Source organism: Lutispora sp., assembly GCF_041687175.1.
Lineage (GTDB): Bacteria > Bacillota > Clostridia > Lutisporales > Lutisporaceae > Lutispora.
Genome location: NZ_JAWLCK010000003.1, coordinates 13,084 through 30,062, shown reverse-complemented (window position 1 = coordinate 30,062; position 16,979 = coordinate 13,084). Strand labels below are relative to the sequence as shown.

At 37.2% G+C, this 16,979-nt stretch carries 15 protein-coding genes; 1 reads left to right on the top strand and 14 read right to left on the bottom strand.

All coding sequences use genetic code 11. The annotated features are described in order from the left end of the window. From ACESM9_RS01115 to ACESM9_RS01070, 10 genes are all read right to left on the bottom strand, one after another. A partial coding sequence (locus ACESM9_RS01115; RefSeq protein ID WP_372994423.1) for a cation diffusion facilitator family transporter occupies positions 1-430 on the bottom strand: 430 nt, incomplete at its 3' end. Between the two features lie 11 nt (positions 431-441). Continuing rightward, the gene (locus ACESM9_RS01110; RefSeq protein WP_372994421.1) at positions 442-1,065 is read right to left on the bottom strand and encodes a response regulator transcription factor; all 624 of its coding nucleotides are present in this window, start codon (positions 1,063-1,065) and stop codon (positions 442-444) included. Beyond that, complete coding sequence (locus ACESM9_RS01105; protein ID WP_372994419.1) at positions 1,046-2,140, bottom strand: sensor histidine kinase; 1,095 nt, start codon at positions 2,138-2,140, stop codon at positions 1,046-1,048. The genes ACESM9_RS01110 and ACESM9_RS01105 overlap by 20 nt, the downstream gene beginning before the upstream one ends. A 69-nt stretch (positions 2,141-2,209) precedes the next feature. Next, positions 2,210-3,313 carry an ABC transporter permease gene (locus ACESM9_RS01100; protein WP_372994417.1) on the bottom strand — a complete coding sequence of 368 codons (1,104 nt, stop codon included), beginning with the start codon at positions 3,311-3,313 and terminating at the stop codon, positions 2,210-2,212. Further along, the gene (locus ACESM9_RS01095) at positions 3,310-4,425 is read right to left on the bottom strand and encodes an ABC transporter permease (RefSeq protein ID WP_372994415.1); all 1,116 of its coding nucleotides are present in this window, start codon (positions 4,423-4,425) and stop codon (positions 3,310-3,312) included. The genes ACESM9_RS01100 and ACESM9_RS01095 overlap by 4 nt, the downstream gene beginning before the upstream one ends. Beyond that, positions 4,422-5,375: an ABC transporter ATP-binding protein gene (locus tag ACESM9_RS01090; RefSeq protein ID WP_372994509.1), complete on the bottom strand. Its 954-nt coding sequence runs from the start codon at positions 5,373-5,375 to the stop codon at positions 4,422-4,424. Before ACESM9_RS01090 ends, ACESM9_RS01095 begins: the two co-directional genes overlap by 4 nt. 90 nt (positions 5,376-5,465) lie before the next feature. Beyond that, positions 5,466-6,179: a hypothetical protein gene (locus ACESM9_RS01085; RefSeq protein ID WP_372994413.1), complete on the bottom strand. Its 714-nt coding sequence runs from the start codon at positions 6,177-6,179 to the stop codon at positions 5,466-5,468. Beyond that, entirely contained in the window at positions 6,172-7,068 is an 897-nt protein-coding gene (locus ACESM9_RS01080; RefSeq protein ID WP_372994411.1) for an ABC transporter ATP-binding protein, read from the bottom strand. The genes ACESM9_RS01085 and ACESM9_RS01080 overlap by 8 nt, the downstream gene beginning before the upstream one ends. Continuing rightward, positions 7,068-7,442, bottom strand: coding sequence for a GntR family transcriptional regulator (locus ACESM9_RS01075; RefSeq protein ID WP_372994409.1), 375 nt, complete (start codon positions 7,440-7,442; stop codon positions 7,068-7,070). Before ACESM9_RS01075 ends, ACESM9_RS01080 begins: the two co-directional genes overlap by 1 nt. Before the next feature lie 139 nt (positions 7,443-7,581). Then, positions 7,582-9,525: an ATP-binding protein gene (locus tag ACESM9_RS01070; RefSeq protein WP_372994407.1), complete on the bottom strand. Its 1,944-nt coding sequence runs from the start codon at positions 9,523-9,525 to the stop codon at positions 7,582-7,584. A 258-nt stretch (positions 9,526-9,783) separates the two neighbouring features. On the opposite strand from ACESM9_RS01070, the gene ACESM9_RS01065 reads away from it, so the two are divergent. Further along, positions 9,784-10,578 (top strand): methyl-accepting chemotaxis protein, encoded by a 795-nt coding sequence (locus tag ACESM9_RS01065; RefSeq protein ID WP_372994405.1) that lies wholly within the window; start codon positions 9,784-9,786, stop codon positions 10,576-10,578. 21 nt (positions 10,579-10,599) lie between these two features. On the opposite strand, the gene ACESM9_RS01060 is transcribed toward ACESM9_RS01065, so the two are convergent. From ACESM9_RS01060 to ACESM9_RS01045, 4 genes are all read right to left on the bottom strand, one after another. Then, positions 10,600-13,617 (bottom strand): efflux RND transporter permease subunit, encoded by a 3,018-nt coding sequence (locus tag ACESM9_RS01060; protein WP_372994403.1) that lies wholly within the window; start codon positions 13,615-13,617, stop codon positions 10,600-10,602. Positions 13,618-13,632: 15 nt separating this feature from the next. Then, entirely contained in the window at positions 13,633-14,841 is a 1,209-nt protein-coding gene (locus ACESM9_RS01055) for an efflux RND transporter periplasmic adaptor subunit (RefSeq protein WP_372994401.1), read from the bottom strand. Between the two features lie 171 nt (positions 14,842-15,012). Then, the gene (locus tag ACESM9_RS01050; protein WP_372994399.1) at positions 15,013-15,615 is read right to left on the bottom strand and encodes a TetR/AcrR family transcriptional regulator; all 603 of its coding nucleotides are present in this window, start codon (positions 15,613-15,615) and stop codon (positions 15,013-15,015) included. A gap of 105 nt (positions 15,616-15,720) precedes the next feature. Next, on the bottom strand, positions 15,721-16,959 hold the full coding sequence (locus tag ACESM9_RS01045) for an NAD(P)/FAD-dependent oxidoreductase (RefSeq protein ID WP_372994397.1): 1,239 nt from the start codon (positions 16,957-16,959) through the stop codon (positions 15,721-15,723). Between the last annotated feature and the right edge of the window lie 20 nt (positions 16,960-16,979).

The window sequence follows — 16,979 nt, the reverse complement described above, 5'->3', positions numbered from 1 at the left end:
CTATGGAAGACAGCAAGAGTATAAAGGTAAAAATATCAAATTTCAATACATCAGGATTTATTATCTTGTTGATGGAGCTTTGAACAAATTCAAATCCTACAAGCATGACCATAAAGGAAACCACCATGGCAGCAATATATTCAAACCTTCCGTGTCCAAAAGGATGTTCCTTGTCAGCAGGTTTTCCACTCATCATAAATCCAAAAATTGTTACTACTGACGATCCTACATCGGAAAGATTATTAAAAGCATCTGCCATTACGGCTATACTATTTAAATATAATCCGATAGATATTTTCAGGAAAAATAATATAATATTTGATATGATGCCTGTGAACCCTGATAAATAGCCATATCTTTGTCTTACTTCCCGGTTTACAGTATTTTTGTAATCCTTAACAAAAGTCCTGATTAAAAAGTCTGTAAACAATCTAACATCTCCTAACCAAAGTTCTTCAGATAATAAATTGCCAATTGAGTTCTATCTCTTAGTTCCAGTTTTTCCAGAAGAGCAGTTACATAATTTCTTATTGTACCCTCACTTAGATATAGTTTTGCCGATATTTCCTTATTTGATAAGCCTTCGGATATAAGTCTCATAATCTCAGTTTCTCTAAGAGTAAGGTCAATATCAGGCTTTTTTCTTTTCTCCTTTTCCATCATAGATGTAAGTGCATCCGCTATGTCTTTTTGAAAAACCGCATTTCCTTTATATACTGCCCTCAAACAGTCTATTATACTATCTGAGGACTGGTTTTTTAAAATATATCCTTCCGCCCCATTTTTTATGGCTTCTCTTATGTATTCATCGTCCTTAAAGGTTGTGAGAATCATCACCTTTACATCTTTGAGACTGCCTTTAATAAGCTTGGTCCCTAATACTCCATCCATAACTGGCATTCTGATATCCATAAGTACTACATCCGGTCTTTCCTCTTTACAAATATCAAAGGCTTCTTGTCCATTGGAAGCAGTTCCAACAACTTCAATATCCTCTTCCATATCAAGGAGCAGCTTTAGGCTCTCTCGTATCAAAGCATCATCATCAACTATTAACACTTTCACTGATAACACCTCCATCATTAACAGGTATTATACATACAATTGTAAAACCATCATCTCCATTTATGGATATGATACCTCCCGCATATTTCATTCTTTCTCTCATCCCGCTTAGTCCCAAGCCCTCGCTGATATTTTTGCAGCCTTTTCCATTGTCTTTGATATATAGTCTGGAATATTTTTCATTGGCTTCTATGGATATATGGACCTTTGTTGCTTCTGAATATCTTGATACATTTGTCAGGGCTTCTTTTATATTATAGCTTAATATTTCTATGTGATGAGGTTTCAAAAGAGACATATCCCCTTTCTTGACAAGTTCTACCTCACAATAAGTAAAATCATTTATTATAGCTTCTATATATTCCAAACCCAAAATTTCCTTAGGTCTTATATTATGTACTGTTTCCCTCAGGGTCACTATTGCTTCAGATAATCCCTTGATGGAATTCTCCAAGAGTTCCTGGGATTTGCTTTCATCCTTTTCCCTAAGCTTTGCTGAAGCTTGAAGCTGCATCATTATGCCTGCCAGGCTATGGCCTACGCTGTCATGTATCTCCCTTGCTATCCTATTTCTCTCCCTAAGCTCCGTCAGGTGTTCAATATTTTTGGAAGCATGAAGCATCTCAGCCCTGACTCTCTCCAGTTCATATCTCAGCCTTCTCTCATTGTCATAGGCTTCTCTGTACAGCATTTCTCTTTCTTTCGTACGATTGCTTACGTAGGAAAAGTATCCGCATAGAATCAAAAGCAGCAAGTAGCCTGCCAAGGCTTTCACCTCAAGCAGAATAACCCCGGGAATTATTAATAGTCCGGATATGTAGTAATATCCGGACTGAATAAGATCATAAGCGATTATTGGATAAAGATATATAAATGAAGCTTCCCTGTAAGACAGATATAATATGACAATAGCCTCTATGACCATCAGTATAATACTGTTTCTGTATTTACTCCTATATATGACAGAGGCTGTAACCAGCAGCATCAAAGATACCTCTATGAATCCAACACTGCCTCCAATTATTTTCATTGTTATAACATATGAGAAAAATAGTATTTTTATCATATAGTTCATAACATAACCTCAAAACCATCATAAGCTATTTATTACATAATACACCACGGGAAATTTATCTTCAACATATTATGCAAGGCTATTCTTTTGGGCAGAACCTACAAGGAAGAATACCAGTGCAAAAAGCAACAGTACGATTATCTCATTCCCAACAGTTGTTATGCTTCCACCATTCAGTATCTTCTCCATACCTTTAATAGCCCAGGTGACAGGTACAAATTCACTTATCCTCTGGAGCATATCAGGCATAATTTCTTTAGGCCAGAAACAGCCCCCAAGCATGGAAATTGGAATCACAATCAAATGGGTCAAGGCTGATACCTGTTTAAGACTTTTTGACAGATTCACTATAGCCATGCCCATGGATACAGAAACAGCGGAGTATATGAATATGAAAATCAACAAGCTTGTAGCAGAAGAGCCAAAATCCATTTCAAATAAAAACTTCATTATCGCAAATAACATTAATATCTGCATCCAGATTACTGCAAAGAAACTGAGAATGTTGCCCAGAGTATATTCCTTAAGGGTTAATGGAGACATGAGAATTCTTTCATAGGTTTTTAACTTTTTATCCTCTCCTATCAATGCTGCAGCATTAATAGCCATATACATCATAAACATTACCACAAACCCTAAACCTGATAGGATATCATAATTTATTGAGGAAATATCAGGAATATCTTTATAATGTATTTCAAAATTCCCTTTCATGTAGTATTCCAGTCCTTTTTTGAATTTTTCTTCGTCACCCCCGGAAGCCCGGGCTATTTTCCTGGCTGAATTGATAAAATTATTGATATAAAGCTTTGCAGGAATGATGCCATTATAATCTTTAATGCCATATGCTTTTAATTTGGCTTCTTCACCAGATAATATGCTTTTAGTAAAGCCTTTATCTATCTTTAATCCGTATTCTATCTCATCATTCAGCAACCCTTCTTTAATCTCTTCCTCTTTAAGAAACAGAACTGTACAGTTATTTTCAAGACCACGGATGAGGTTCTGAGTCAAATAAGTATCATCATTGTCTATGATTCCTACTCTTACAGGATTACCATCGCTTCCTGCAAATATATAAAGTGCCATGAATATTACCGGAAGGATTACCATCACTATTAAATTGTATTTATCCCTCAGCAATCTTCTCATATTGTTTTTGAATATGATCAAGCCAAGCCCCTCCTTCCTCTGAGAGCGCTTATAATGAATAAAAACAGTGAAGCTGTCCATAGTATTGCCATGTAATTTCTTATCTGCACTTGGCTTCCTTCATAAATTGTGTTAAGCATTATTCTCAAGCCCAAATAATTTGGTGATAATAAGCTCAATTTTTTCATGGCAGATGACATGGACTGAAATGGTATATAACCTCCGCCTAAGAATGTCAGCACTGGTATCAGAATACTCAGTAATGCCTGGGTTTTATTTTCATCACCTATGAGCATAAAGCTTGCAACTCCTATACTTGTGGCTAGAACTGCCAAGGTGAAACATGTAAACATTATGAAGAGTATATTATCCCCCCAATTTACATCGTAAACATATTTTGTGAATATAAATATGATTGAAGCATCAAATACCAGAGTCAAAATTGTACCTGCCACCTTTCCCACAAATACTTCATAGGAATGCAAAGGAGCAGATTTGAGCCTTATTTCTGTTCTATAGAACTGCTCTTCTGCCATGGATGAAGCTCCATAGGTGGTACCATACATCATGGTCATAATCAACATGGTTATAGCATAGTAATCTAAACCCTTTGGCCTTTTCCCATCTGGATTTATGGTTTCCTCACGGATGCTTTCATAGGGAGTTATATTTCCGTCGACACTTCCCAATATTAAATAAGCATATTCTGCATTGGCAGATTGGACGAAGCTATCCAAAACATTCTGCACAACAGAACCTCTGAACATACTTTCATTTCTTTTATATACATGGATTTTACCTTCATTATCCCTTTCTACATGTACAAGAGCAAAAGCTTCTCCGTTTTTTATCTTTACCATACCCTGGTCAAGATCCTCAACTGTTTCTGTATCTACAATTTCTTTTATGTTTTCCTGTTGCAAAAATTCTTTTAAGTTTTGCAGCAACTCTCCCTCATTTTCATTGACCAGTACTACTTTTACCGGATCTATGCTTTCTATTTGGAAGGTTCCGGCAAGAGCAGATCCTAGTATAAGCATCAGGACTATAGGTAATGCCAGCATTGAAGTCAGGTTTCTGTAATCCCTTACATTTCTTAGTGTGGTGTAGTATGCTATATATAAGGTCTTCATACTGCAGCCACCTCATCTCTCAATGTCCTGCCTGTCAAGGTGAGAAATACTGTTTCCAGATCCGGCTTTTCAGATGTGAGAGATATAATCTGGCTTCCAGAGTCAATAATAGACTGTATAATGTTATTAAGATTATTGGTGCCCTTTCTTGATATTATCGTGATTACATTTCCCTCTACACAACAGTCTATAACATTATCCATGTTCTTTATGCGATCCACTATGGTATAGTTCAGTCCATCAAGAGCTATTACTGTTTTATCCTCCACTGCCACAAAGGCTTTTAATTCTTCCTTGCTGCCCCTGGCTATTATCTTACCATGATCCATTATGGCTATATCGGTACATAGAGCTTCAACTTCCTCCATGTAATGAGAAGTATATATTATGGTGGAACCTTCATCTCTCATTTTCTTTACAGATTCAATAATATGTTTTCTTGATTGGGGGTCTATGCCCACTGTCGGCTCATCCATTATTATGAGCCTGGGGCTATGAACTAAGGCACAAGCGATGTTGAGCCTTCTCTTCATACCTCCTGAAAATTTCCTTGCCTGCTGCTTTCTTTTCTCAAGGAGACCGGTAAACTCCAACACTTCCTCCACTCTATTTTTCAGTAAAGAACCCTTAAGATCATAAAGCCTTCCGAAAAACTCCACATTCTCATAGGCAGTAAGATCAGGGTATATGGCTATATCCTGAGGGACGATACCGATGTGTCTTTTGATTTCAGAACCATGCTTTTTCATATCCTTACCGAATATGGATATCTCACCTTTATCAGCTTTTATTATTCCTATTATGGTATTTATGGCTGTGGTTTTCCCCGCACCGTTTGGCCCTAGAAGTCCAAATATCTCTCCTTCCTTTATGCCGAAACTTATATTATCTACTGCAAGGGTATTGCCGTATCTTTTTATCAGGTTTTTTACTTCCAATATCATAAGAATTACCTCCCGATTCCTTCTACCATAATATTAAGCTTTATACTGCGTCTTTTCTAATGACAAAAATCAAGAGATGATATGACATTTGTCATATCATCTCTTAACCTGACTGGTACGAGCCAGAGGATATATTATTGAGTAGCAAGCCAGAAAGAAAGCCAATGAAAAAAGAGTCATGGTGAGATATCCTTTATCCCCGGTTAAATACAATATTATATATTCTAAAACTCTAAATACTCCCGCTGCAACCCCCGGGATAAACATTACCAGCATTATCAATGCCCCTATCCCAAATAGATACATTATACCTTTTTTGTAGTATATACTTCCTACAAGAGTAAAGAAAGCTGTTACAGCAAGAGTAATAATAAAGCAAGACCATATCCTGTCAAAGATTTCTCCTATACTAAAGGCAGTAAATATTTGCCCGATTTGCTGATTACTAAATCCTAAAAGATTATATAGCAAGCTTTCCCATAGTGTAAGGAAAGTAAATATAACTGACAATATAAGAGATAGCACTGTGTTATATAGTGCATAACCAAGAATGAAGTTCTTTCTTGTTATACCCATGTTAAGCATATATGGCAGGGTTTCATTGTAGGATACCAAGCCCGATATTGCTCCAAAGATCACTACAGCAGGCATATGACTTATTGTAATTGTCCCATTGTATCCTCTGCTCCTGGCGTATAATGCAATTAAGATGCCCAATACCGAAATAGCAAACATGATGGACCAAAATATAATAAGAGACATCTTTGTGTTTATATAATGCATCTTTAGGTGAGATTTTATCCTATTCATTCATGTCACCCCTTTTAATCATCTTTCCCCCTGTAAGGAATATAAATAACTGTTGAAGAGGAACAGAACTTATGATCAAATCATCAGCTTCCATGGCCTTTCTTTCCTTTTCAGAGATGCTATCAAATATTGCCACAGCCATTGTTTTTCCGAATTCCTCTTTATTCAAAACCTTTTTCCCAGAAACATGACTTTCAACGCTATCCTTAATGCCACTGATATAAAAAGCCTTGTTCTTAATATCTTCAGAATTGCCCTCCAGCTTTACTGTTCCCTTGTGCAATATGATTACATCTTCCAATAGGTTGCTCACCTCATCGATAAGATGGGTAGATAATATGATGGTTCTTGGTTTTTCCATATAATCTTCAATCAGTGCATCATAGAATAATTGCCTCCCGGCAGCATCCAGACCTATATAAGGCTCATCAAATATGGTTATAGGTGCTCTGCTGGCCAATCCTACAATTATTCCAAGTTGAGATCTCATACCTAGGGAAAGGTTTTTATATGTTTTTCTTCTGTCCAGTTCAAACTCTCTTAAGAGCCTTTCTGCCAGGTTATTGTCCCAATTATCATAGAAGCTTGAGGCTATATCCAAAGCGTCTCCCACATTAACATCTTTAAGAAACATACCGCTTTCTTTTACTATGCATAGATGTCTTAATGCTCTGTCATTTTCATAGGGAGTCTCCCCAAAAATTTTCACTTCTCCGCTGCTGGGGAAGACCTGTGCAGTAACAATGTTCAGAAGTGTACTTTTACCTGCTCCATTCCGCCCAAGTAATCCGTATATCTTATCCTTTTCCAGCTTTATATTTATATCTGAAAGTGCCGTGGTTCTTCCAAAATTTTTGGATATATTTCTGCATTCAACTGCATATTTCATCACTTATCTCCCCTTTCGTAGGTTTTTATGAGGTCTATAAGTTCCTCTTTTGTTATATTCAACTTCTCAGCTTCACGAATAAGCTTAGATATATAATCTTCAATGAATTGGGTTTTTCTTTTGCCAACTATCATATTTCGAGCTCCCTCCGCCACAAACATGCCAATACCTCTTTTCTTATACAATATTCCTTCTTCTACCAGAAGATTTATTCCTTTAGCAGCTGTTGCCGGGTTTATCCCATAGAGCCTGGCAAACTGATTGGTAGAATATACCTGATCCCCTTCATTCAACTCGCCGCTTATCACAGCATCCTCTATTACTTCTGCAATTTGCATATATATCAACTTGTTCTCATCTAAAGGTATCTTCATCAAAGCACCTCCCTACCTTATCGGTTAATTACTTGTGTAACTAAGTATATAACTATTAATATTATTTGTCAATATGTTTTTGGATACTTTTCCCACAAAAAAAGGACGATAAAATCGTCCCTATCTCGCTTTTTGCTCTTTAAGAATAAATATCTGAGAATTCAACATTCATTTTCTCTATATTTTTTCTTTCTATAGAAATAAAACCCTCGTGATTGTATATATCCTTTCTATTTACCGGCAACTCAACAATAAACTCACTGCCGCAACCTGGTCTGCTTATTAAGGATATGGTTCCATTATGCATCTCTACCAAAGATTTGACCAGTGATAAACCTATACCGCTGCCTTCATGTTCTCTGGTCAAGGATTTATCTATTTGTCTGAAGCGTTCAAATATGACTTTCTGCTTCTCTTTTGGGATTCCTATTCCCGTATCCTTAACACTTATGGTTATGCTACTCCCTTTATCTTTAATATATATACTGATTTTACCTCCAGGCTTTGTAAACTTTATGGCATTTGAAATAAGATTGAGCATTATTCTCTCAATCTGATCCGGATCGCAAACTATTACCTTTTCCTCAATATCTGTATCAAATTCAAAGCTTAAACCCTTTCCTTCAATATATTGGGCTACAGAAACAGTTATATCTTCCACAATTTTTACAATATCATAATGCCCCATATTTATATCATAATAACCTGAATCAATCTTGGTTATATCAATAAGATTATTAACAAGCCTTAATAGGCGATAACAATTCTGCTTCATAATGCTAATGTATTTATCTATATTATATGTTCCTTTTTTATTATGTATCTCAATCAGCTGCAATGTTCCTAATAAAACATTAAGGGGTGTCCTGAACTCGTGTGAAATGTTTGCAAAGAACTCGTTTTTTATCCTGTCGTATTCTCTGGCTTCTTCAAGCTGCTTTTCGTTTTCTTTCATCACTGTTTTAAGTTCTTCAGTTCTTTTTCTCTCAGTAATATTCCTTATAATTGCCATTACATGAACGCTATTTTCATTCATAAAACCTACATTTACTGCTTCAACATCTATTTCTTCTCCTTCCAAATCAATTACTTTAAATTCAAATGGGATACCTGGCGAGTTAATATTTATAAGTGCTCTGCTCACTTGATTCTTCACATTGTATGTATAATCAGAATGTACAAATTCGTATATGTTTCTACCTATTATTTCTTCTTTGTCTGAAGCCTTTAGCATCTTCACCCCTGCATTATTTATGAATGTAATTATGTCTCCTTCATGGATTACCACCGCATCAGGATCCAATTCCACCAGATTCCTATATTTATTCTCATTTTTCTTTAACTCCTGCTCCTTTTTTTGTAATTCCTGACTCATTATTTTTTGCTCTGTAATATTTACCATATATTTCAACAAATAAATAACTTCACCATCATGGTTCCTCACAGCAGAAACATTTGAAAATACCCAAACTCTATCCAAATTTTTCTTTCGCAGTTTTTTCTCAATATTGTAAGTTTCCCTTTTGCCACTGATAATGTCATTTACCAGTTCTTCCTCCTTCAAAGCATCTCCCACATCGGTTATATCCCACCAATGCATATTCAATAATTCATTTTCTGTATATCCTAACAGAGAGCACAACCTTTCAGGCACCTTAAGAAATTTCCCCTCTACAGTTGTGTGGCAGGTCATTATCTCTGATATTTCTTCTGCTCGTGATACAAAACTCTGACTTTCTATAAATTTCTCGTAATAGCTTCTATATTTATAATCCATTATGACTGTTATAATTGCCATACATAACATTGAAACAATAACTAAAGCAAATTCAGACTCGGAATAATTGACAAAGTCAGAATTAATAATAGGATTTTTCCTCAAATAATACAAAAATGATATGGCTATTAAGCTGCTTCCTGCTCCTGACAGCAGCCCTCCTTTATATATTGAAAATATGATGAGCAACGAAAAAATCCCTATTATTGTCGATGAGTGATAGCTTACTGCTGTGAGGACAAAATATATAGCAGTAAGCGCTGTAGCGATTATACCAATGTTTTTATCGAATATGCTTCTCATCATATTATGCTTCTCCCATGTCAAATTTGGTCATTTTGTAACTTATTGACTTATTCTATAACTTTTTTGCATATCCTCTAATAAATTATCGCAAGTTCCGACTTGATTTGAGTTATTATTTTAAAATATAAAAAAATTCACCAAAATTTCTCTATATTTCTGCTAAATTTTACTTTGTATACATATTATTTTTATATTGTTTATGTTATTATTTATATGTATCCAAAAAATCCATATTATCATAATAAAGGGGGGATTTGGTTGAACATTGCGGTAGTCGGTGCCGGCACAGGAGGAACTAAAATAATAAGAACCCTTTCTAACATATCCGATGTAAATATAGTCATGATAATAGATAGAAATGTTGATGCACCTGGTATAGCCCTGGCAAGAGATCTAGGTATTAAACATGGTGATTCACTGGAGGCTATAGAAAATGAGGCACCGGATTTAATTGTGGAAGCTACAGGTGTAGCTGTTGTATCCCAAAATCTAATGGAAATGTATAGGGATAAATGCGAAATAATCAATTCTACTGGCGCAAGACTGCTTATGTCGCTGGTTGAAAAAAACACCGACACATTGGACAAACTTAATTACCAAATTGCTGCTGTGAAAGAAGCTTCTTCAATAGTTCAGACTCATCTCAATCAGATTAATAGCAGTATTGATAATGTACATGAGGTAAGCAATAAGCTTATGGAAGTGGCTAACAACTCCAGCAATCATATAATAGAGAGCGATAAGATACTACAGTATGTCAATAAAATAGCCAAACAAATCAAGATATTAGGTATAAATGCCAATATAGAAGCTGCTCGGGCAGGAGAGCAGGGTAAGGGCTTTTCCGTTGTGGCAAGAGAAGTACAGTATTTAGCAGATAATAGCGAGGTCAACGCTAAAGAAATAAATAAAATATTATCTATGCTATCTGAGGAAATATCAAAAATTACTCAACAGCTGGATAACCTAAAGAATTATTCAGTTGTTCAGGTGGAAGCTTCAAAAAAAGTTACAAAAGCTGTGGAAGATCTACTTAATAAAGCCGAAGCATAGCAAATTTGAAAAAAGAGCAGCCTAGGCTGTTCTTTTTTCAAATAAACTGTAAACTACAGGTATCACCACCATTGTAAGCAGCGTTGATACCATAAGCCCACTCATCAATGATACTGCCATAGGCACCATAAGGCTGCTGCCGCCTAATGCCAGTGGTATAAGGCCTATGACTGTTGTTGTAGTTGTCAGCATTATAGGTCTGAATCTTTTATCCACCGCATCAATACAAGATTCATTTACATCCTTTCCTTCCGCTCTCTCTGCATTAATGAAATCCAAAAGCAATATGGCATTATTAACAACTACTCCCGCCAGGCTAACTATACCTAATAGGGCTGTAAAGGACAGGGGTTGCCTGAATATTGCCAAACCAAATATGGAGCCTATTATGGAAAGGGGTATGGTCACAAGTATTATAAAGGGTTGTAAAAAGGATCGGAACTGGAATAATAGTATTATGTATACAAGTACTACGGCAATTATTAATGATACCCCCAAATCTCCAAAATACTGTACTATCTTTTCTCTCTCCCCGTCAAATATTATTGAGACATTGCCCATGTCTGTTTCTGTCAGCTTCTCCTCCAATTTTCTCTCTATATCCACCGGGTTATATCCAGTTTTTACATCGCTGTATACCATGACAGTCATATCTCTGTCATACTTTTTTACTTGGGGATACATGTGCTTTACGCTTATAGGTGCCACTAACTTCAAAAGAGCTTTAGTGCTTGCTGCAGAGGATTTAATCATAAGGTTCTCCAAATCTTCCTTTGACCTTATATCCCCTTTCACCCTTATATTGTATTCACTTCCATGTTGTCGAAGCTTGGTAGCCACCCTGCCCATCAGCGCAATATTAACTTCATTTTGAACATCATAGGCGCTGAGACCATAATATGCAGCCAATGCGGGATCCAGATCCACATTATATTCATAAATTCTGTCTGCGTGATCATCATCAATATTCATGGTTCCAGGTATATCCTCAAGCATGGCTTTTATCTGTTCAGCTGAATGAACCAATTCCTCCATGTCTTCACCTGAGATCCTTACAATTACAGGTGCCGCTGTAGGCTCCGCCAATTCCAGCATCTTAACTGCTGCAGTTCCCCCTGTAATTTTCCTGTCCAGCTCAAGCTGCAAATAATCCGCAAACTCCGAATTTTTTTTAAACCTTCCTCCTTTTTTAAAATCCAGCTTCATCAAAATCTGAGCATAATCCTTGGAAGGTGTGCTTATAGGTACTGCATTGTAGAATTTAGGGAGCCCGTCTCCTATGGCTCCGGTATAAAATACTATTTCAGGCTGCTCTTCCAGAACTCTAAATATGTCTTCTGCAATTTTTTCTGTTTTCTCTAAATCATTGCTTTTCTCACTGTTTATATTAATATACATCATATCCTTATCTGCATAGGGGAAAAATTGAAGCCCCAACTTTAAAGCTGTATATATGGAAAGAGCAAAAACCCCAATAGATAAAGCAATGCTCAGCTTTCTATGTCTCAAAGCCTTGCTTAGCAGGCTCATAAACGCCTTTCTTAAAGAAAAGCTTTTTAACTTTCCTCTTCCCGGCTTAAAGAAAACATAGGCTAGAGAAGGTGTTACAAATAAAGCGGTTATATAGGAAAAACTCAGGGATAACATTACAATCTGTGGCACGCTTATGACATATTCTCCTGCCACAGAATCCAGCATCAATAGAGGTATAAAGGCAGCTACAGTAGTCAAAGTGGAGCTAAATACGGGTATAGCAACTTCTTTTACACCATCGATACAGGCTTCCAGCCTATCATCTCCCCTGTCAAGTCTCACTTGAATGGCATCACTTATGACTATTGCATTGTCTACCAGCATTCCAAGAGCTATTATGAGGGCTGATATAGATATTTGATGAAGTTTGATGCCTGTTAGATACATTGCTACAAAAGTTGCCATAATGGATAGGGGAATTGCCGTAGAAACAACTATGGCATTATTAAGACCTATGCCCAGGAATACAACAATTATTACAAAAATCATGCCCTCCAGAAGATTTTTTATAAAATTATTTGTGGCCTTAGCCACCTCTTCAGGTTGGAAAAGAACCTTATCCAGGCTTACATCCTCCGGCAGATTATCCTCCAGATCCCATAAAGTTTTTTCTACCTTTTTCCCTATATTTACTATGTTTTTATCCTTAACAAAGTATCCTGTCAGCAGCACCGAATTCTGCCCGTTATGCTTTACCTTATAACTGGAATCCTCCAGGCCCATTTCTATATAGGCTATATCCTTAAGCCTTACAGAAGCTCCGCTATCCTGTGAGACATATACAATAGTATTCATTATATCCTCTAAGGTCTCATATTGGCTTGATACTTTAACATTGATGGAACTGCCATCTATGGTGCCGGAAGGTATCTCCACATTGGCAGCTTTTATAATATTAACAATATCCTGCAGTGAAAGCATATATTGATTCAGCTTTCCAATATCAACTCGAACTTTAACTTCCTTTTGCTGTGCTCCGTTTATTTCAAACTTGGATATGCCTTCAATCTTCATCAACTCATTCTTTAAATCTTCTGCGAAAAACTCTAACTCTTCATAGCTGTAGTTTCCTCCCGTTAGACTTATTATGATTCCCGCCGTATCCGCCAGATCCGTTTTAATGTCTATCTTGCTGCAATCCTCAGGAAGCTGGCTTTGAAGATCATCCATCTTTTCTCTCAGTATTCTCCAGGCTTTTTCTATGTCTGCCCCATTCCTCAGCCGAAGTATCACTATGCTCACACTGTTTTGTGAGTAAGATTGGGAATAATCGTATCCTTCAATTTCTACCAGCTTATCTTCTATTTTCTTGGTAACTAGCTTTTCAACAATCTCCGGTGAAGCCCCGGGGTATGTAGTTGTCAACATGGCAAAGGGTGGAATGATGTCCGGATCCTCTTGCTTTGGAATTGCATAATAGCTATAGATACCGAATATCACTACCACTACTGCCAATACAAGGGTTATACTTCTATTTTTTAATGCAGCTGCAATAGCTTTCGTCATAATATCACCCCCTTGTCATTGGATAATCTCTAGCAAATCTCCATGTCTTATATTCTTAAAGCCTTCAACTATAAGCTTTTCTCCCTTGTTGAGTCCTGAAACTTCAACCATATCACCTCTTACACTGCCCATACTGATCTCCCTCTTCTCAGCCATTCCATCCTTAGATATATATACATAGTCATAATCTCCCCTCAGTACTGTGCTGAGAGGTATCATAACTGAATAATGCTCCTCAGTAGGTATGCTGATTTTCACTACAGCTCCTGCAGGCAGTTGTTCATCATCTACAACAGCCTCTGCATTATATGTCTGAGTATCACTGTCCTTTATCCTTGCGATGCTCTTTATGATTGCTTCGTACTTATTGTCATTATGTTCTACTATGATGTTATGACCTATATCCACCTCCGTCACATCCTCTTCAGTCAGTCCAAAGCTCACAATGTTTTTCTTACTGCCAAGCACTATCAGTGGATATCCGGCAGAAATTATCTCTCCCTCTTCAGACAAAATCTCCATTACATATCCATCCATATCCGATTTCAATGTTGCATCAGCAACTGAGCTTTCTTTATACTTAAGATCTGCTTCCGCCTGCTCCATCTGGGATTTCAAAGCCAGTTTATCCTCTTCCCTGGCGCCCTTTTCTGTTTGCTGCAATATAGTTTTTGCGCTTATGTATTCCTGCTCTCTTATGGTAACCTCAAGTTCTGCTGCATCTAAATCCTGCTTGGATATGCCGCCTCCCTCATATAGCTTTTTTGCCTTATCCAAGCTGTCTTTGGCAAACTCATAGGCTTTTTGAGCTTTAACTACATTTGAAGCCGCCAGTTCCAAATCTTCATCTGTTGCACCATTAACCGCTTTCATATACTGGGCTTCTGCTCCTGCCTTTGCAGCTTGAGCTGCTTCCAATGCTAGACTTAATTCCTTTGTATCCAATAGAGCCAAGGTATCCCCTTTTTTTACCTCCTGCCCCTTATCCACCTTAATGGAAGCTATTTTTCCCGATGTTTTAAAGCCTATCTTTTTCATTTCTTCCGGTACCACAATTCCTATATATTCAAGTTTTTTTGTATTAAGCCTTTCCTCTATCTCAATTACTTTCACAGGCTTTCTGATTTCCTCTGCTGCTTCTTCCTCACTCTTAGCTTTGCATCCCGTCGTCATGAAAAGAATTAAAACCATTGAAAAGAGCAATATAATACTTTTATTTTTCATTGAGATAACCTCCGATTTCTGGAATATTCATCGAGACCTCATCAGATATTTAAACATATGTTTTAAACCTATGTTTTAATATTAGCACTATTAATTATGCTAATCAATAAAACTGAGAAAAAGCTTTATGAAATGGGCATAAAGAATAATTCTAGATATGAAGCGCCTAAATCAATCCAGAATAGTATCAATAAGCAGCTTCATATATTCCTCCAAATCAGCTTTGCTACTGAAGTTTAATGTTGGAGGTTTATCAGAAAAGTTTTCCTCTACCAACCTGTTAATAACAGGACCTAAGATCCCTGAGAAAAGCTGTAGATATTTTAGCTTCAAAAGTTTTTCATCCTCTGATTCTATTATGGTGCCTATAATTTGCTGTATCATGTTCTGCAGTTCCTTATTAAGATAGATCTTTTCAATCAATACAGGCGTGTAACGGGTATCTTCCACAGACAGCTTTGCTATAAGGCTTATGAGTGCAGGGTATTGGTAAATAAATGCTGACATGCTTTTAGCCCATTCCAGCAGCTTATCATAGGGAGATAGTTCTTTAGATGTGAAAATACTATACTGAACATTGTACAAGGCAGTGGAGTAATGCCTTTCCACTTCCTTCAGCAGATTCTCTTTGCTGCCGAAATAATAATTGATTGAGGCCACATTGACCCCTGCCGTTTCTGCAAGCTCTCTTATGGTCACATCGCCCCTTGATCCCACCATATCAATTGCATATTGAAGTATTTTGCTTTTTGTATCAAGTTCCACATCATTCATGGCAAATACCCTCATTTATTTCATTATTCATTAACATCATCACAAATGTCCAGGTTAATTATATAATGCATGGCATGAAATTTAAAGTAATTGATATAATAAATATCATTTATTCAAAGAAGCACTTAAGCCTGCTACATATCCGCTGGACCAGGCCCATTGGAGGTTGAAGCCTCCGCAATCGCCGTCGATATCCATTATTTCTCCTGCAAAGTATAAGCCGGGAATGATCTTGGATTCCATGGTTTCAGCATCAATATCTGCCACATCTATTCCTCCCGCTGTTACCTGGGCTTCACTCCAGGATCGGGTGGCTGAAATGCTCATCACCCACCTCTTCATCTTCCTTGCTACCACTTTAATCTCATCAGATGTTATATCCTTGCAGGGTGTCTGCAAAGCAGATATTCCAGCTTCCTTAAGTATAACATTTATGAATCTCTTATTTATCAAACCTATAAAACTAAAATCAAAGGGCTTATATTCCCTGAGAGAAGTTCTTCTCTTCAGCAGATCCTCAATTTCCTTCAGGCTTTTTTCTGGAAATAAATCCAATATTATATTTGCTTTCTTGCCTCGTCTAAGCTGTTCTCCTGCAGTTCTGCTCAGTTGGATAATGGGTGGTCCGGATAGTCCATAATCTGCGAAGAGTATTTCTCCTCTTTCTTGTCGCAAAACCTTACCATCTACCTCAATGGCTGCTTCTCCATTGAGCTTTGCCCCGGACAGGGATTTTAAATAAGGTGCGTCAATCTTCAGCTTCACCAATGCAGGAAAGGGCTCAATTAGATTGTGACCCAATGCTTTTGCCAGGGTATAACCGCTTCCGTTGGAGCCAAGTCCCGGATTAGCTTTGCCTCCAGCAGCCAATATGACTTTATCTGCTGTAATGGTGTCTCTGTCCTTAACTCTTATTTTGAAAGCCTTCTTGCCATATGTAATGGATTCCACTCGGGCATCGCATATTTCTTTAACACCAAGATATGCCATTTCAAACCTGAGTACATCCAGTACAGATGAAGCCTGCCCCGAAGCAGGGAAAACCTTTCCTTCGCTTTCAATAACACAATGTATTCCCAAATCCTCAAAGAAATCCATGACAGCTCTTTCATCAAACTGCTTCAAGGCAGTAAGGGCAAAAGCCGCATTACTGCCATGGAAGCTTCTTATATTCATATTTGCATTGGTCAAATTGCATCTGCCATTCCCCGTTGCCAACAGCTTCTTCCCCACTCTGGGGAGCTGCTCCAGTATAAAAACTTCTGCACCATTTCTTGCGGCTGCTATAGAGGCAATCATACCTGCAGCACCGCCACCTATTATCACTATTCTCAATTCTTTCATCACCCGTTAATCAATATAGA